Origin of the sequence: Lelliottia sp. WB101 (assembly GCF_003051885.1) — a bacterium.
Taxonomy (GTDB): Bacteria; Pseudomonadota; Gammaproteobacteria; order Enterobacterales; family Enterobacteriaceae; genus Enterobacter; species Enterobacter nimipressuralis.
Genome location: NZ_CP028520.1, coordinates 413,791 through 431,952 on the forward strand (window position 1 = coordinate 413,791; position 18,162 = coordinate 431,952).

The following is an 18,162-nucleotide window of genomic DNA, read 5'->3' on the forward strand; positions in this document are numbered from 1 at the left end:
GACTCCTTATGCCGCGATGGCATTCATGATCGCCGGAACGGAGAGTTCATCCAGCGGGATCTCTGCCACCTGCTTGCGATCGCGCATGATAATCACGCGATCGGCATACCCCACCAGCTCCTCAAGCTCGGATGAGATAACCAGCAGCGCCAGACCGTCGGCGCAGAGCGTTTCGATCAGGCGAATAATTTCCGCGTGCGCGCCAACGTCGATACCGCGCGTCGGCTCATCGAGGATCAGGAACTGCGGTTTGGTCAGCAGCCAGCGGGAGAGCAACACTTTTTGCTGATTGCCGCCGGAGAGAAACTCAATCGGCTGTTCAGGGCTGGGAGTACGAATACCCAGCTGGCGGATAAAGCGCTCGGCGATGGCAATCTGCTCGCGCTTCGGAATGGGCCGTAGCCAGCCGCGCTGCGCCTGTAACGCCAGAACGATATTTTCGCGCACTGAAGCCGCGGCAATGATGCCGTCGGTTTTCCGGTCTTCCGGGCAAAAACCGATCCCAAGGCACGAGGCCTGATGCGGCGATCGCAGGGTTTGCGGTTTGCCTTTGATCGTCGCGCTGCCGCTGTCGGCGGGCTTGATGCCGAAGATCACCTCGGCGGTTTCGGTGCGACCGGACCCCAGCAGGCCCGCCAGACCGACAATTTCGCCGGGACGCACTTCCAGGTCGAACGGCGTGATGGTCCCTTTTTTGCCGAAATCTTTGAAGGCGGCGACGGGTTTGTCGCTCAGCAGTGTGCGGCCCGCGCGTTGCAGCGCATGGGTGTCCAGCTCGCGACCCAGCATCATTTTGACCAGTTCGATCTGCGGCAGCTCGCGGGTGTCGCGGCAGCCGACAAAACTGCCGTTGCGCAGAACCGTAATACGATCGCTGACCTGATAGACCTGATCGAGGAAGTGGGTAACGAAGATCAGGCTGACGCCCTGATCGCGCAGCTGGCGCATCAGGGTGAAGAGCATTTCCACTTCCTGGGTATCGAGGCTGGCGGTGGGTTCATCGAGGATCAGCACTTTGGCAGAGAGATCGATGGCCCGGCAAATGGCGACAATCTGCTGCATCGCTACGGAAAAGCGGTTCAGCGGCTCGCGCACGTCGAGGGAGAAACCGTAGGATTCCATCAGTCGGGTGGCACGCGCCTCCATCTCTTTTCGGCGCAGCAGGCCAAACCGACGCGGCTCACGGCCAATAAACAGATTATCCGCCACCGACATGTTCGGCAGCAGGTTCACTTCCTGATATACGGTCCCGATGCCCAGCTGCTGGGCGTGAGCGGTATTTTTCGGTGAAATGGCGTTGCCTTCCAGCCAGATGCTGCCGCGATCGGCGTGATATACCCCAGTTAAGGCCTTGATCAGCGTTGATTTCCCGGCGCCGTTTTCCCCGAGCAGCGCCATAATCTCACCGCGTCGCAGGCTGAAATCGACGTTATCCAGCGCTTTCACGCCGGGGAAGAATTTGCTTAATCCTTCGGTTCGGAGGATTTCCTGGTGTTGTTCAACGGTCATGGTTCCCCCTGCATCAAGCCGAATGACGCTGCGCTTATCCGGCCTACAAAAGCGTGTACTGTAGGCCGGGCAAGCGCAGCGCCACCCGGCTTTTTTCCTGGCTTAAAGGCTTAGTAGCCCATATTTTTCTTCTTCTCTAACTCTTCTTTCGCCGTATCTGGCAGATAGAGGGTCGATTTGGTGATGGTCAGCTGTTCAGGTTTGGTGCCGTCTTTCTTGAATTTCTCAAGGGCATCAAACGCCGGACCAGCCATGTTTGGCGTCAGCTCGACGCTGGCATTCGCTTCGCCGTCGATCATCGCTTTGTAGATATCCGGTACGCCGTCGATAGAGCCGGTGAGAATATCTTTGCCCGGTTTCAGGCCTGCTTCTTTGATCGCCTGAATTGCGCCGATCACCATGTCGTCGTTATGGGCGTAAACCATGCAGATGTTTTTGCCGTTGTTTTCCGCTTTGATGAAGCTCTCCATAACCTCTTTACCTTTACTGCGGGTAAAGTCGCCGGACTGAGAACGGATGATTTTGATGTTTGGCGCTTTGGCGATGGCTTCCGCAAAGCCTTTCTTACGGTCAATCGCCACGCTCGCGCCGACGGTGCCTTGCAGTTCGACGACGTTACACGGCTTGCCATCCACCTGCTTAATCAGCCAGTCGCCGATCAGCTGCCCTTCGAGCACGTTGTTGGCGGTGACGGTGGTCATATAGAGAGATTTGTCTTTGACATCAATGGAACGGTCGAGCAGGAATACAGGAATTTCAGCGTCTTTGGCTTCTTTCAGCACCGGTTCCCAGCCCGTCGCCACCACCGGCGCGATGAAGATGGCGTCTACGCCCTGGGCGATAAACGAGCGCACAGCTTTAATCTGGTTTTCCTGTTTTTGCTGGCCATCGGCGATTTTCAGCGTGATGCCGCGCTTTTGGGCTTCGCTTTTCGCGACATTGGTTTCCGCCGCTCGCCAGCCTGATTCAGAGCCAACCTGTGAAAAACCGACGGTTAATGGTGCGGCCATCGCCATAGACGACATGGCTGCCGAAACTGCTGTGACAAGAAGTAAGCGCTTCCACATAATGATGCCCTCGTAGCCCAGGTTATTGTTGGTCAAAAGATGTTCTGCGAAAAAACTATAGCCAATGGGCGATGTAACGGATTGCGTTACATCACACTTCAGAAAAGTGAATAAAACGTTAATCACAAGTTTGTAATCGCTTTCATTAGCCCATTAAATATGCGGCTGAGTTTATGGATTTTCCTGTCATGGAAAGGGTCTGAAAATGGCACGAGGATGCGGATGAGAATGAAAACAGGCGGAGACTTTCGGCGCGAGTTGGCTATAATACTCGCCACTTGTTTAGCATACATATAGGACACTCACATGAGCTTACTCAACGTCCCTGCGGGTAAAGAACTGCCGGAAGACATCTACGTTGTTATCGAAATCCCGGCCAACGCAGATCCTATCAAATACGAAATCGACAAAGACACCGGTGCGCTGTTCGTTGACCGTTTCATGTCCACTGCGATGTTCTACCCGTGCAACTACGGTTACATCAACCACACCCTGTCTCTGGACGGTGACCCGGTAGACGTGCTGGTCCCAACGCCATACCCACTGGCCCCAGGTTCTGTGGTTCGCTGCCGTCCGGTTGGCGTTCTGAAAATGACCGACGAAGCCGGTGAAGATGCGAAACTGGTTGCGGTTCCGCACACCAAGCTGAGCAAAGAGTACGATCACATTAAAGATGTGAACGACCTGCCAGAACTGCTGAAAGCGCAGATCACTCACTTCTTCGAGCACTACAAAGATCTCGAAAAAGGCAAATGGGTTAAAGTTGACGGCTGGGACAACGCAGAAGCAGCGAAAGCTGAAATCGTTGCATCCTTCGAGCGCGCTGCTAAGAAGTAATTCTTACGCCCAATGCTAAGCCCCGCGAGTCGGGGCTTTTTTGTGCCTGTCATTCCATATCCCCTTAACAATTAACCGGTTATTGTCCTACCAGAAAAGGTAGCCGTTGTTCACACAACTCAATTGATAATGAGAGTAGATATCATTATCATTTTCACTTCGTAAATAAATGTGAATAAACGTCAATGACCCTACACAATGTGAAGACCCTCAAAGCCTCCGTCGCGCTCGCGGTTACTGCTGCTTTTATGCTGACCAGCGTGTCTGGTTACTCGGCCACCCTGCCAGAGAAAGACTTTATCACCCAGCCCGTGGGCCACGGTGTCTACGAACTGGCCTACGACGGAGAGGCAAAGGTGCTGTTTGCCGCCAGCGCCCCCTCTTTTGATAAAGACAAAACCAACGGCAAAATCTACAAGCTGGACCTGGAAGATCTGACCGGCACGGGCGTCATTGAAACCACGCGCCGCGCGTTTGCAACCGTGCTGGACGAAGAGACTCAGACGCTTTACGTGGGCAATACCCTCGAAGGCTCCGTGACCCTCATCGATACTCGCACCGGCAAAGAGCAGGCCGTGATTCAGCTCGCCGACACCAGCAACCCGAAAGATATCGCCCACACCCGCGAAATGGTGCTCGATAAACAACATCACCGCCTGTACGTCACCGGCGTGGTGGAGAAAGGCATCGTCTGGGTGGTCGATACGAAAAAGCGTCAGCTCATCAACACGCTGACCAATATGGGCGAGTACCCGACCGGGCTGGCGCTGGACGCGGAGAAAAACCGTCTGTACGTGGTGAATGGCCGCAACGAACTGATCGCTGTAGATACCCAAAGCGATACCATCGTCAGCCGGTTCAGCGTCGAACCGGAGAAAAAACACTTCTTTCTGAATATCGCCCTCGACAGCAAAAACAACCGCGCCTTCCTCACCGACCCGGATTTACCGAAGGTGCTGGTGGTGGATATCACTACCGGCAAGGTGCTCCAGCACATCGACGTCACCAACTCGCTGGCGGTGCTCTATAACGAAAAGCGTCACGAAGTTTACGTCACGCACCGCAACGCCAAACTCATCAGCATTATCGACAGCCAGACGTACCAGCTGAAAAACAGCATTGCGACCACCGCGATGCCGAACAGCCTCGCCCTCTCCTCCGACGGTAACGTGCTGTACGCCAGCATTAAACAAGACGAGAAAGTGGCAAAAGAGAAACCGGATTACGTCATCAAAATCACGCTCGATAAGCTCTGATTTCATCCCCCCACACCTTGCGGCGTAAGACCGCAGGGTGTTTTTTTTATTTTTCCTTTTGGGTTTATGGCTATGAAAACGCGTCAATTTATTACGTTCACAGGCATGGTGGCGTTAACCGGCACACTGGTTTTACCCGCGCAGGCGGATGATGAAATGGTGGTCACCGCCACCGGCTTTTCACAACAGAAAAAAGAAGCGCCCGCGACGATTTCAAGTATCGATCGCAAAACGCTGGATATTCAGCCCGACCAGACCATCGGCGACGCGATTAAAAATATCCCCGGCGTGTCAGTCTCTAACGGCGGCAGCGATATGGCCAACGGCAGCATCATGATGCGCGGTATGGACTCGAGCTACACGGCGTTTATGGTCAACAGCGTGAAGCAGAACACCAGCGAATCGCGCCCCTACGGCCAGGATATCGGTGCCGAAGCAGGCTTTTTACCGCCAATGGAAGCCATCGAACGCATCGAAGTGATTCGCGGCCCGATGTCATCTCTGTACGGCTCTGACGCCATCGGCGGCGTGGTGAACGTGATCACCAAAAAACCCTACGGCGTGGCCGACTGGACCGGCGCTATCGCCGCCAATACTTGGCTGCAGGAGCATAAAGATCTGGGCAACACCAGCCAGCTTAACCTGTTCGCGATGGGACCGCTCATCCAGGACAAACTCGGCCTGAGCATTGCCGCCGACGGGCTGGATCGCCGCGATGACGAGCGCCAGAACTACTTCGGCAAGCACAACCGTAAATCTGTCGATGCCACTCTGGGCCTCAAGGCCAGCGAAAATAACCTCTTTGATCTGAATGTGGTTGTCGGCGAGCAGGAAAAAAATCGCACCAAAAAACGCGGTACGCCGTGGATGTGGAAGTTCGATCGCGACGCCGTGACCCTCACCCACACCGGCTGGTATGCGGATGACACCATTGCCACCACTAACTACATCAACTACGAGAAAGGGCGCTCGAAGTACCTGCTCGATAACACCTCGCCGGAGTACGTGCAGACGGAAAACTACGTCGCCAACTCGCAAACCACTTTTACCTTCGATAACCATAAGCTCACCGTCGGCGCGAACTTCACGCGCGAAGAGCTGAACGACCACTTCTATGAGTCGGGCAAAACGCTGCCGGGCGTCGAACCGGTCACCAAAGTGACCCGCAACGGCTGGGCGCTGTTCGCGGAAGATGGCTGGACGATTAACGACTTTACCTTGACCACCTCCGCGCGCGGCGATTACGACAGCTACTTCGGCGCGCACATCACGCCAAAACTGTACGGCAACTGGGCGATTTCTGACGCCTGGGCGCTGAAAGGCGGGATATCCGCTGGCTATAAAAAACCGGAGCTGCGCGCCACCTCCGATCAGTTTGTCACGCCGCACGGTTCAACGCCGCCGTATCCGTTCCTGACCGTGGGTAACGACGATCTGAAACCAGAGAAAAGCCTCAACGCTGAAACGGGCCTGTACTGGACCGGGGAGGCCGTATCGCTGGACGGCACCGTCTTCTACACCCAGTTTAAGGACAAAATCTCCGAGCAGACGATTTGCGAAACCACCGCCACCAACCAGTGCGAAGTGAACGGTTATAAAGCCGATTCCGTCGATAAATACTTTAACGTCAGCAAAGCGGATGTTTACGGTATCGAGCTGAATGGCGACTGGCAGATCACTCAGGATCTGAAAGCGAACGCGAACTACACCTACAACCACAGCGAGCAGAAATCTGGTGTGAATAAAGGCTACGCGCTCAACGACTATCCGCGCCACATGGCGAACCTGTCACTGAACTGGGCGGCAACGCAGTCGCTGGATCTGTGGAGCAACGCGAACTACCGCAGCAGTAACCGTGACAGCAACAGCGGCACAAAGTATGAGGCTTACACGCTGGTCGATATCGGCGCGCGCTACAAGCTGAATAAGAATACGCAGCTGCTGGCGGGGATTTACAACCTGTTTGATGCGGATCCGAAACGCGAAACGTCGTGGGGAGAATACGGGCAGCTCGAAGGGCGTCGGTATAATCTTGGCGCGCGCATCGAGTTTTAAGGGTACCAAAAACAACGCCACCCGAAGGTGGCGTTGTTTTTATCAGTACTGGTCTCTATCTAACCAGTTACCGCTTTCAATCAGTTTCAATCCATCGACCGGACGCTGGTACACGTACATCCATGCACTGCCATACGGAGTCTGGATCAACTGGCGTGCATATTCACCGCCCCTGGTGCGCAAGGCATCAAGTTCGGCAAGTGTAGCGTTATCAATACGATAAACTTCACCCTGTACCGTCCCGTTCCCCGGAACCGCGCCTGGATAGTGGCCCAGACTGTACAACTGGTAGTTCTCGATATTGTAATTTCCCAGCAACTGAGCGTTCGTCATCCAGTGACTGTTGCCCTGCCTGGTTCGTAAACTGCCGTATACAAATATTCGCATTGCTAAAACTCAAACTGATAGAGCAAATCGAGCGCCTGGTCTACGCCAGACACCGCTTCCAGATATAGCTTAGGCATCAGCCGATAGCGTAGCGTGAGAGTTGCCAGTGAGTCAAAGATCCCCACGCCATATTTCACCTGTAGACCCGGCAGTACATAGCCGCTGACCACCACCTGCGAAGAGTCACCGACCCCCTGGGTGTCCAGCGCCAGATTACTTACGCCAAACGTCTCGCCGATTTTACCCACAACCTGACCACTTTGTGCAACCCCCAGGCCGACTAACATTGAGGTCATCGCCGCACTATCGCTCTGCTGGCTGTCCAGACCCTGCCCCCGCAGCAGATAAGAGAGCGCTTCCTGCTGCGACATCGCCGGATCGGAGAAGATCTCCGCCTTCGGCTCGTCGGCCGTTCCGGTGACGCGCACCCCGGCAATCACATCGTTTTCGGTCGACTCTGGGTTACGAATCGCTTCGATGTTGAGCAGCGGCTGGTCCGGCGGGCCGGAGAACAGCAACTCGCCTTTGCGCACAATCAGATCCTGGCCGTAGGCGTGGAAACGCCCTTCCGGAATGTTAATTTGCCCGTTCAGGCCCAGCCCTTGCTGATCCTGCGCCACTTTCAGGTCACCCGTCAGTCGCGCCTTCAGGCCAAACGCATCGAGACGCACGTTGTTGCCGACGTGAATGATCAGGTTACTGTTAATCGGAATCGCGGCGCTTTTGGTTTCGACCGGCTTCAGATCGTTATTCAGCATCACCTCATCACTGGAAACGCCGACGGCGCTTTCCGGCACGTCGTGAACCACGATACGCGCCCACGGCACATCGACGCGGCCATCGAGGGTAAACAGGCTCGGCGTCGCCTCGAACACCACATCCGGCGACACGTCGAGGCGCACCATTGGTGGCACCGTGATACGCACCCGGCTGCCTTTCGCCGCCACGCGCGCGCGCCAGTTATCTATCTGGCTCCAGTCGGCGTCACCGCTGAGGTTGATTTGCCCTTGCTGCGTGCGCACCACCCCGGCCAGCGTCGAGCTCATGCCGTTGAAGTTCATTGAGATCTGGCTCGGCTGCATATCAAACGGCATAAAGTTACCGTCGATATCCACACCGTTGAGCTGCATCTGGCCAAACAGCTGCGGGCTTTCGGCGTTGCCCGCCAGACGCAGATTGGCGCTAAGCATCCCCGCCGCTTTTTCGCCGCGGGAGAAGATCGGGTTCACCATCGCCAGGTTCATATTGCGAATATTGACGTTACCGCCCAGATTACGTCGTCCCTGCGGATCGGTGATCTGCACCTGGCCGTCAAACTGTCCGTTGTTGGTCAGGCGAATCAGCCAGCCCAGCTCCGCACGGTTGTTATGCAGATCCGCCGTCAGGTTCAGCGTCTCGAACGCCACCGGCAGCGGCGCGTCGTTCACCGTCTGGGTCACTTTTACGTTGCGCCCGGAGAGGGTCACGTTACCTTGCGGCAGCCCTTCTTTGGTGGTGTCCCAGGACACATCGGCTTTACCGCTAAAGACGCCGCTCGCGTCGGTAGTTTCTGGCATAAACGGCTTGAGCATCGCGAGATCGAAGCGGTTCAGATTCACCACCGCACGCCCTTCCGCACCGGCATCAATGGTCTGCGGCACGCACAGTTCGGCGTTCGGGTTAGTCCAGCAGTGTGGCCCGATGCTGATTTTCTGCTCGGCGTTGCGGTAATCCAGCGCGATGGAGCGGGACAGCGTCAGTGGCCCTACCGGCGTGCTAAACCGGGTATTATCCAGAACCCCTTTCCAGCGCTCCTCTTTGCGGTCGAAACTCCCCGTCAGATGCAGCTGGCCGGAGACCGGCTCGCCCTGCACGCGCAGCTGGAGATCGTGCTGCTTCTCGCTGCCTTTTGCGTCCAGCGTGACCAGGCTGATATTCACATCCGGCTGGGAAATCCGCTCGACGCGCAGGTTCAGATTACCCGCGATCTGATCGGTGGATTTGACGTCGCCTTTCACCAGAACGCGCGCGACGGACAACTCCTGCCAGCGCAGATTGTTGGCGGTGATATCCGCCAGCAGCTGCGGCGCGTCGACGGTCCCGCGCACTTTCACTAAGCCTTTCGCAGTGCCGCCGAGGCCCGGCAGGGCATTGTCGAGATTTGGCGCGTCGATGGTGGCATCCAGATTGAGATCTTTCACGCCCAGCTCGCCTTTGATATCGGCGGTGTTGCGTCCGAGCGCCACGTGCAGTTTCGGGATGATCCACTGCAGATAGCTGTTCCCGCGCAGAGAGCCTTCGACGTTCACTTTATTCTGCTTCACGTTGCCGGTGATTTTGAGCTCCGGCACCTCCATCTGCCAGCTTTCGCCGTACAGACTGCCGCGCGTTTTGATCGTCCCGTCGAGCTTCGACGGCCAGTCCGGCACCTCTTTGGCGGTGTTGATCCCTTTGAGGTTCAGCTCGCCGCGCCAGCTGATCGCTTTCTGCCAGTCGAGCAGCGCCGTCAGTTCGGTTTTGCCTTCCAGCGCCGCCACGGAGAGTTTGTCGAGGTTAATCTGCTGCTCGTTACCCTTCGCATCCAGGGTAATGTCCGCAGGCGGTAACCCTTCGCCTTTCACCGACGTGCGGAACGACAGGGTGTAATCGGTCATTTTACCGCTCAGCTTGAGCTTCAGCTTATCGGCCTGGAACTGTTTTTCGCCGGTAAATGGCCAGTAAAGCTGTTCGCTCACCACCTCAAGATTCAGCGGTAAACCCGCTTCCGCCAGCTGAGTCTGCCCGCGCAACACCATATCTACCGGGCCGGAGAGATTCACGCCAAACTCCAGCTTCTCGCGCAGCGCACCGCCCACTTTCAGCTTCACCTTCTCGCCTTTGAGCGGGTCGATATTCAAGGCGCTGTTGAGGGTGATATCCACCGGCCAGTTGTCGCGCAGCAGCGCTTGCCCGGTCGCGTTCACGCTCCCCTGGTTGGTATCAATATCCAGCGCATCGAGCTTCATGGTGCCGTCGATGCTGCTCACTTTCAGCAGCATGTTGAACACGGTCAAATCCGTGTCGCCCGTCAGGCGCAGCTGCTCACCCTTAAACTCTTCGATATTCAGATTGAGCGGGAGATGAACGTCGGTCATCTCCGGCAGAACCGGCTTCGAGAAGAGATCTTTCAGGGTTTCGCCGAGCGGTTTCTCTTCCGGCTGCGGGTTCTGAATTTTCGGTTCGACGATCTCTTCCTGTGCCACTTTCGCCACTTTCGGCAGGGCGATCAGCAGCCCCTGCAGAGAGGTCGGCGTCAGCGTCAGGTTTTTCTCCTGCCAGCGCAGGCCGGAGGTGAAGTCCATCACCGAAACGGTGGTGTCGTCGATCTTAATATTGACGTTATTGAGCGCCACGCGGTACAGCGCAATCGGATACGGAGTGGAGAGATTCAGCGGGCCGCTGTCCTCCTCCTCGACAGGGGCAGATTTCGGCATTTTGTCAGAATCTATCGCCACGTTAACGTCTTTTAACGACAGATCGTTGACGCACAGGCTGCTGTCGCGCAGACAGCTGAGCTTCACCGCAAGGTGAAACTCACCCGCGTTTACCGCCACGCCTGGCTGCTGGTAGCGGATATTCTTCAGACGCAGATCGCGCCAGCCGCCCGTCACCTGGCCGATCTCGAGCCCTGGCACCCAGCGGTTAGCTGCGTTAAACAGCAGATGCAAGCCAGTGGTAGTGCCCACCAGGAACGCCACCGTGCCGAGCAACAGCACGATAAAAATCAGAACGCCGAGGCTGATCTTCTTCCATAAACTCATAATTCAGGCCCCAGACCGATGTAAAACTGTAAACCGTGTTCGTCTTTGTCGCCGACCGGAACGGCGAAATCGAGCTTGATCGGCCCGACCGGCGATTGCCAGCGCACGCCTACGCCCGCACCGGTTTTGAAATCGCTTTTGCGAATATCGCTCACCGCTTCACCGCCGTCGACAAACATCGCCCCCCACCATTTGCCGCTGACGTTGTACTGGTACTCCAGCGAGCCGGTCGCCAGTTTGGAGGCCCCCATCAGCTGGCCTTTGTCATTTTTCGGGGAGATCGATTTGTATTTGTAGCCGCGAATACTGCGGTCGCCACCCGCGAAGAAACGCAGGTCTGGCGGCACACGTTCGAAATCGCCGGTTTCAATCCAGCCGAGGTTTCCGCGCGTCACAAAGCGGTGTTTGTCATAGAACGTACGGATCCAGACGTTTTGCGCCTGTACTACCGAGAAATCGACGTCCGATCCCCAGGCGGTATTGGAGTAATCAATCGAGTAACGCTGGGAATCGCCCCAGGTCGGCATCAGGCCACCGCGCGAGCGGGTACGGCTGATCATCACGCCCGGATAGAGCAGCATGGTGGTGTTGGTGACGTTTGCCTGGGTAAAGTGGTCGAGACTCCAGCGCAAATTAATCGCCCGCTGCCAGCCGCTTGAGAGGTCCCAGAAGCGCGACAATGCGAGGGTGGTGGAGTCAGACTCCGTATCGTTTAAATCGGTACGCTTAAAGCCGCCCTGCACCAGGTAGTACTGCTCCAGCGGGTTCTTCAGCAGCGGCATTTTATAGCTGAAATCGAGCTGCTGTTCCGGCGCGGAGATACTGGCGCTGGTGGTCAGGCTGTGGCCGTAGGAGTTCATCCACGGCTTTTTCCACGTCGCTTTCACGCGCGGGCCGACGTCCGTTGAGTAACCGACACCGGTTTCGATGGTGTTTTCGGTACGCGGTGAAACCACCCCGTGCAGCGGTAACACTTTGGTTTTGCGCGCCTTGTCGAATTCCGGCGCAACAACCACGGAGTTAAACCAGCCGGTCGCCGACAGGCGGCGGTTCAGCTCTGCCAGATCTTTTGACTGGTAGTAATCGCCCTCTTTGAAAGGGATCAGGTTTTGCAGATACTCGTCGCGGATTTGCGAGCCTTCGAAGGTCACGTCGCCAAAACGGTAGCGTTCGCCGCTATCGTAATCGATATCCCAGAACGCCTGGCGGCGGTCGAGGGCAACGCCCAGCTGGCTTTTATTGAACTGGCTGTCGAAGTAGCCCTTACGCAGCGCGACGCTGGTAAGCTCTTTTTTGAAGTGGTCGTAGTCGCCGTGATTCAGCACGGTGCCGACTTTCGGGCGCGTGCCCAGCAGATCCAGATAATCACGGTCAGTGCGCGCGCCGCCGCGCAGCACCACGTTGGTGCCGCCGATCAGCACCGGCTCGCCCTTGGAAACGCGGGCAATTAACACCTGACGGCCCTTGGCCGGTGGTGGACGTAAATCGAAATCAATGGTGGGTTCGTAGTAGCCCAGCGCTTTTAACCCTTCGCGGATCGCGTCATCTACGCGCGCGCGAAAGCGCCGGTCCGGCGTCACTTCGTCACTCTCAATCGTTGACAGCTGTGCACGCACGTTTTTTTCCAGCGTCCCGGATAACCCCTCAACCTGCAAACGGACATTCGCCGCGCTGGCGACCCCGCTTGTCAGCAATAAACTGACCAAACAAAACTGGCGGATCTTTGGCACGTTCTCTCCTGAATATCCTTGTTTCCACCCCTGGAAGCAATTGATGTACCGCTCCGCGGCGTATCACGGCATAAAGCCCAAAACCCAATAAGAGGGTTGAAAAATGGCCGAGAGGCCTAATATTTCTTATGTTTAAATCTAGACTCATTCAGCGTATTTATTGTGTTCAATTAAACGCTCCATGACAACCTTAACTGAAACATCGCTGCCCCGGAGGCCCTACCGTGAGTTTATTCGACAAAAAGCATCTTGTTTCTCAAGCAGATGCACTGCCGGGACGTAATACGCCAATGCCGGTCGCTACCTTACACGCTGTGAACAATCATTCAATGACTAACGTCCCGGACGGGATGGAGATCGCCCTCTTCGCCATGGGCTGCTTCTGGGGCGTCGAGCGTCTGTTCTGGCAACTGCCGGGCGTCTACAGCACGGCGGCGGGCTACACCGGCGGTTACACGCCTAATCCGACCTATCGCGAAGTCTGCTCGGGTGATACCGGCCACGCAGAAGCCGTGCGCGTGGTGTACGACCCGGCGATCATCAGCTACGAACAATTATTGCAGGTTTTCTGGGAAAACCACGATCCGGCCCAGGGGATGCAGCAGGGTAACGATCACGGCACGCAATACCGCTCCGCCATTTACCCGCTGACGCCGGAGCAGGACGCCGCCGCGCGCGCCAGCCTGACCCGCTTCCAGGAGGCGATGAGCGCCGCGGGCGATAAGCGTCACGTCACCACCGAAATCGCCAACGCCACGCCGTTCTATTACGCGGAAGATGACCACCAGCAGTATCTGCACAAAAACCCGTACGGCTACTGCGGGATCGGCGGGATTGGTGTCTGCCTGCCGCCGCAGTTGGCCTGATTACTGATCCAGCGCCACGCGAGCCGCGTGGCGCGTGGCATTACTGACCGACCCAAAATCCATCACTTTGCCCTGCAACAGCAGGTTAAACACCGACGCCTGCGGCCGGTTCAGCCGCGTCTGAAGCAGGTGCACCGCCTCAATCCCCAGCTCACGACACGGCACCGTGACGCCCGTCACCGGCGCATCCAGCCGGTTTTGCAGATTCCAGGTGAAATCGGTGGTGATAATAGAGATATCCTCCGGCACGCGCAGACCGCGACGCTGCAACGCCCTGAGCACCCCTTCTGTCATACTGGTGCTGTTGGGGAAAATCACCTGCGGCCACTGGGTTTTATCGTGCCCGGCCAGCCAGTCGTCGAGGGCGCGCTCGGCCTCCTCCGCCGTAAACCACTCGGTTACCAGCAAATCATTTTGCGGGTCGAACGGCACGTGAAAATGGCGGTACGCCTCTTTAATGCCGTCAAGACGCGCGTAGAGCGTCTCACGACGCAGGCAGGTCATGGTCAGAATTCGGCGGTGGCCCTGCTCGAAGAGATGGCGCATGGCGGTAAACCCGATGGCGCGATGATCGGGCGAAACGGAATCGAGCGCCATTTCCCGATCGATGGAGTTAATTAAAACGCAGGGTTTATTCAGGGTGGTGGCGAGTTTAAAGATGGTGGAATCATCAGTACCGATAATAATGATCGCGTTAATATTTTTATGCCCGGCTTTTTCGAGAAATAATTTTACGTCCGCACGCTGTTCTTCTAATCCGCAATAACTGATCCAGACATCATGGGGTGCACTGGCTTCGGCAATGCCTTTCGTCACCTCAAGATAAAAAATATCCCCACGCCCCTGAAAGGTGCGTTCAGGAGCAAACACCGCAATGCCGTTAATCAGCAGCCGCCCGCTCGCCATGGACGCCAGCACGCCAAGTTCCCGCGCGCAGCGCACGATGGCCTCGCGGGCCTTGTCGCTGGTATAGGATTTGCCGCTTAAAACCCTGGAAACGGTGCTGACAGAGTAGCCCGTCAACGCCGCAATTTCGTCCATTTTTAGCTTGCCCGGCATAGTGTGACCTCGCTCGCATTCAGTTTTTGCAATTATTTGCAGAAACAGCCTGTTGATTTTAAAACCAAATTTACCGGGCGTAGGTGTTTACTTATGCGCCTTGCGAGTATTCTCACAAAAACACATTGTCGCTGCGGTTCGCCTTTCCTATTTTCCCCTCATCACTCTTTTTAACGACTTAAGGTGTGACATGGAAAAGGTACGGTTTGGCATTATTGGTATCGGCAATATCGGCACGGTTCATGCGCGCTATCTGTTAGCGGGTGTCGTTAAAGATGCCTGTCTGACGGCGGTCTGCGATAACGATCCCGAGAAACATCACGCCATTCGGCAGCTCGTCGGCGAGTCCGTCGCGCTCTTTCATGAGGCCGAAGATCTGCTCACCAGCGGGCGAATCGACGCAGTCATTGTCGCCACGCCCCACTACGATCACCCCCGGCTTTCCATCATGGCGATGCGCCATGGCATTCATACCCTGTGCGAGAAACCGGCGGGCGTCTACACCGCACAAGTGCAGGAGATGAACGCCTGCGCACGCGAGTGCGACGTGGTGTTCGGCATCATGTACAACCAGCGCCCTAACCCGCTGTATCAGAAAGTGAAAGATCTGATCGACAGCGGCGAGCTGGGCGAAATCCGCCGCTCTAACTGGATTATCACCAACTGGTACCGCTCGCAGAGCTACTACAACTCCGGCGGCTGGCGCGCCACCTGGAAGGGTGAAGGCGGCGGCGTGCTGCTCAACCAGGACCCGCATCAGCTCGATCTCTGGCAGTGGCTGGTCGGGATGCCAGTGCGGCTGCGGGCGTTTTGCCAGTTCGGTAAACATCGTCAGATTGAAGTAGAAGACGAGGTGACCACCTACGCCGAATACGCCAATGGCGCGACCGGGGTGTTTATCACCACTGTCGCCGAAACGCCGGGAACCAACCGGCTGGAGATCACCGGCGATCGCGGCAAAGTGGTGGTCGAAGAGGGAAAACTGCGCTACTGGCGGCTGCGGGAATCCGAAACCGACTTTAACGCCCGCTGGCAAAACGGCTTTGGCGAGCCGGAGTGCTGGGAGGTTTCCATCCCGGTCGCTGCGGAGTGCAGCGAACACCACGTCATTACCGCCAACTTCTGCGCCGCCGTGCTGCGCGGCGAGCCGCTGATTGCGCCGGGGTTTGAGGGGATCAACGGCCTGACGCTCTCCAACGCCATGCATTTATCAACCTGGACGGACGACTGGGTCACGCTTCCGCTCAACGAAAAACAGTACCTGCGCCTGCTGCAACAGCGCATCGCCACCTCTGTGGACAAAGAGACCACCAGCCGCACCCTGGATGCCTCAGGCACCTGGTAACACCGGAGAAAAGAACGATGTTAAAAATCGCCATCGTGGGAACAGGGAACATCTCGCATAACCATATTCAGAGCTATTTGCAGTTCGGCCAGCGCTGCACCATCGTGGCGCTGGTGGACATCTACCCGGAAAAAGCGCACGAGAAAAAAGCGCGCTACGGCCTGAATGACGCGCGCATCTATGAAAGCCACCAGCAGATGCTGGCCGCCGAAGCGGATATTGATATCGTCGACGTCTGCACGCCGCCCTACGTCCACGCCGAAATCAGCATCGACGCCCTGAATGCCGGGTGTCACGTACTGTGTGAAAAGCCGATGGCCGCGTCGCTTGAGGAGTGTGACGCGATGATTGCCGCGCAACAAGCCAGCGGGAAAACCCTGTCGATCATCGCCCAGAACCGCTTTACCGACGCCTTCTGGCGGCTGAAAGCGGCGCTGGATTCCGGCCTGGCGGGCAAAATCTGCCACGCGCAGGTGGACTCGTTCTGGTGGCGCGGCCACTGCTATTACGACCTGTGGTGGCGCGGCACCTGGGAGAAAGAGGGCGGCGGCTGCACCCTCAACCATGCGGTTCACCACATCGACGCCATCCAGTGGATGCTGGGCTTTCCGTCGGAAGTGGTGGCGATGATGACCAACGTCGCTCACGACAACGCCGAAGTGGAAGATCTGAGCGCCGCGATTTTCAAATACCCCAGCGGCGCACTCACGCAACTCACCGCTTCCGTGGTGCACCACGGAGAGGATCAGAAGATTGTGATTCAGGGTGAGAAAGCGCGGATCTCCGCACCGTGGGAGGTGTTCGCCAGCGTCAGCGCCGACAACGGTTTCCCGCAGGCCGCGAACGATACGACGCGCGAAACGCAGCTGAATGCGGTATTTCACGAGACGCCCAAACTCGAGTGGACGCTGCATACCGGGCAGATCCACGACCTGCTGCGCGCGGTTGAACAGCAAACCGCTCCGCTGGTCGATGGCGTACAGGGCAAACGCTCCCTTGAACTCATCACCGCCATCTATAAATCGTCCATCACCGGAAGTGTGGTCCGACTGCCCATCTCCCGCGATGACCCGTTCTATCGCACCGGTGGCACCAACGTGCTCGCCCCGCGCTTCTACCAAAAATCCGCCAGCGTCGCCAATTTCAGCGAAACCGGCGCCATTCCATTAGGCAAAAATCTGGACCAGGGGATCTGACCATGAATAAACATGACGGTATGAATTACGCGCCCGTGGGCAAACCACAGCCGGTGGTCCAGCCCGGTGAATTTGTCTTTGCGGCAGCGGCTCTCGATCACGGCCATATCTACGGCATGTGCAACGGGCTGATGGAGGCCGGGGCGACGCTGAAATGGGTCTACGATCCCGATCCCGCGAAAGTGGATAAATTTGTGCAGCAGTATCCGCAGGTGAAGGTCGCTGACTCGCTGGAGGTGATTCTTGCCGACAGCGACGTGCAGCTGGTCGCCGGGGCGGCGGTTCCGTCCGAGCGCTGCGCGTTAGGGCTGAAAGCCATGGCCGCCGGCAAAGACTATTTCACCGACAAAGCCCCCCTGACTACGCTGGAGCAGCTCGATGATGCCAAAGTGATGGTGGCGAAAACCGGGCGTAAATACGCGGTCTATTACAGCGAGCGTCTGCACGTCGAAAGCGCAGTGTTTGCCGGGCAACTGGTGAAACAGGGGGCGATAGGTCGCGTGGTACAGACCCTCGGCACGGGCCCGCACCGCGAAGGGCAATGCCGCCCGGACTGGTTCTACGAGCGGCGCTATTTCGGCGGCATTCTGTGCGATATCGGCAGCCACCAGATCGAGCAATTCCTGTTTTACACCGGCAACCACGAGGCCACGGTGGTCGCCAGCCAGGCACGAAATTTCAACCATCCGCACCACCCAGATTTTGAAGATTTCGGCGACGCGATGCTCAAGGGTGAAAACGGGGCCAGCGGCTACTTCCGCTGCGACTGGTTTACCCCCAACGGGCTGTCAACCTGGGGCGATGGCCGTCTGACGCTGCTCGGCACCGACGGGTATATCGAAATCCGCAAATATGTCGATCTCACGCGCGGCGAACAGGACGTGGTCTTTCTCGTCAACAACGAGGGCGAATTTCGCTATCCGGTGGCGGGTCAGGTCGGTTTCCCGTTCTTTGGCGAGCTGATCCTGGACTGCCTGAATCGCACCGAAAACGCGATGACCCAGGCGCACGCCTTTAAAGCAGCCGAGCTGTGCGTGAAAGCGCAGATGCTGGCAAACGCGGCGGATTAACGAGAG

General features: G+C 57.0%; 13 protein-coding genes. 7 read left to right on the forward strand and 6 right to left on the reverse strand.

From position 1 onward, the window contains the following. Nucleotides 1-6: 6 nt before the first annotated feature. The gene (gene ytfR, locus DAI21_RS01905; protein ID WP_102104467.1) at nucleotides 7-1,509 is read right to left on the reverse strand and encodes a galactofuranose ABC transporter, ATP-binding protein YtfR; all 1,503 of its coding nucleotides are present in this window, start codon (nucleotides 1,507-1,509) and stop codon (nucleotides 7-9) included. A 110-nt stretch (nucleotides 1,510-1,619) separates the two neighbouring features. Further along, entirely contained in the window at nucleotides 1,620-2,576 is a 957-nt protein-coding gene (ytfQ, locus tag DAI21_RS01910; RefSeq protein WP_095284160.1) for a galactofuranose ABC transporter substrate-binding protein YtfQ, read from the reverse strand. A gap of 306 nt (nucleotides 2,577-2,882) precedes the next feature. Between ytfQ and ppa the strand changes: the two genes are divergently transcribed. The 3 genes from ppa to DAI21_RS01925 all read left to right on the forward strand — a co-directional run bounded on the left by ppa (nucleotide 2,883) and on the right by DAI21_RS01925 (nucleotide 6,724). Continuing rightward, a complete protein-coding gene (ppa, locus tag DAI21_RS01915) occupies nucleotides 2,883-3,413 on the forward strand; it encodes an inorganic diphosphatase (RefSeq protein WP_064324598.1) in 531 nt (176 codons plus the stop codon). A 185-nt stretch (nucleotides 3,414-3,598) separates the two neighbouring features. After that, a complete protein-coding gene (locus tag DAI21_RS01920; RefSeq protein ID WP_107702369.1) occupies nucleotides 3,599-4,669 on the forward strand; it encodes a YncE family protein in 1,071 nt (356 codons plus the stop codon). 72 nt (nucleotides 4,670-4,741) lie between these two features. Then, nucleotides 4,742-6,724 carry a TonB-dependent receptor domain-containing protein gene (locus DAI21_RS01925; RefSeq protein ID WP_107702370.1) on the forward strand — a complete coding sequence of 661 codons (1,983 nt, stop codon included), beginning with the start codon at nucleotides 4,742-4,744 and terminating at the stop codon, nucleotides 6,722-6,724. 42 nt (nucleotides 6,725-6,766) lie between these two features. Here DAI21_RS01925 and DAI21_RS01930 read toward each other — a convergent pair whose 3' ends face one another. From DAI21_RS01930 to tamA, 3 genes are read right to left on the reverse strand one after another with little or no spacing between them, the layout of a single operon-like run. Further along, entirely contained in the window at nucleotides 6,767-7,111 is a 345-nt protein-coding gene (locus DAI21_RS01930) for a gamma-glutamylcyclotransferase (RefSeq protein WP_095280525.1), read from the reverse strand. Between the two features lie 2 nt (nucleotides 7,112-7,113). Beyond that, nucleotides 7,114-10,890, reverse strand: a complete 3,777-nt coding sequence (gene tamB / locus DAI21_RS01935; RefSeq protein WP_107702371.1) for an autotransporter assembly complex protein TamB — start codon at nucleotides 10,888-10,890, stop codon at nucleotides 7,114-7,116. After that, a complete protein-coding gene (gene tamA, locus DAI21_RS01940) occupies nucleotides 10,887-12,620 on the reverse strand; it encodes an autotransporter assembly complex protein TamA (protein ID WP_100777850.1) in 1,734 nt (577 codons plus the stop codon). The genes tamB and tamA overlap by 4 nt, the downstream gene beginning before the upstream one ends. Before the next feature lie 224 nt (nucleotides 12,621-12,844). Here tamA and msrA point away from each other — a divergent pair, with 224 nt between their 5' ends. Next, nucleotides 12,845-13,486 carry a peptide-methionine (S)-S-oxide reductase MsrA gene (msrA, locus tag DAI21_RS01945; protein WP_107702372.1) on the forward strand — a complete coding sequence of 214 codons (642 nt, stop codon included), beginning with the start codon at nucleotides 12,845-12,847 and terminating at the stop codon, nucleotides 13,484-13,486. On the opposite strand, the gene DAI21_RS01950 is transcribed toward msrA, so the two are convergent. Continuing rightward, complete coding sequence (locus DAI21_RS01950) at nucleotides 13,487-14,545, reverse strand: LacI family DNA-binding transcriptional regulator (protein WP_100777852.1); 1,059 nt, start codon at nucleotides 14,543-14,545, stop codon at nucleotides 13,487-13,489. A 190-nt stretch (nucleotides 14,546-14,735) separates the two neighbouring features. On the opposite strand from DAI21_RS01950, the gene DAI21_RS01955 reads away from it, so the two are divergent. The 3 genes from DAI21_RS01955 to DAI21_RS01965 are packed head-to-tail and all read left to right on the forward strand — an operon-like array spanning nucleotide 14,736 to nucleotide 18,156. Next, nucleotides 14,736-15,890 carry a Gfo/Idh/MocA family protein gene (locus DAI21_RS01955; protein WP_107702373.1) on the forward strand — a complete coding sequence of 385 codons (1,155 nt, stop codon included), beginning with the start codon at nucleotides 14,736-14,738 and terminating at the stop codon, nucleotides 15,888-15,890. Between the two features lie 17 nt (nucleotides 15,891-15,907). Beyond that, nucleotides 15,908-17,086, forward strand: coding sequence for a Gfo/Idh/MocA family protein (locus tag DAI21_RS01960; protein ID WP_107702374.1), 1,179 nt, complete (start codon nucleotides 15,908-15,910; stop codon nucleotides 17,084-17,086). Nucleotides 17,087-17,088: 2 nt separating this feature from the next. Further along, nucleotides 17,089-18,156: a Gfo/Idh/MocA family protein gene (locus DAI21_RS01965; RefSeq protein ID WP_107702375.1), complete on the forward strand. Its 1,068-nt coding sequence runs from the start codon at nucleotides 17,089-17,091 to the stop codon at nucleotides 18,154-18,156. The last annotated feature ends 6 nt before the right edge of the window (nucleotides 18,157-18,162 follow it).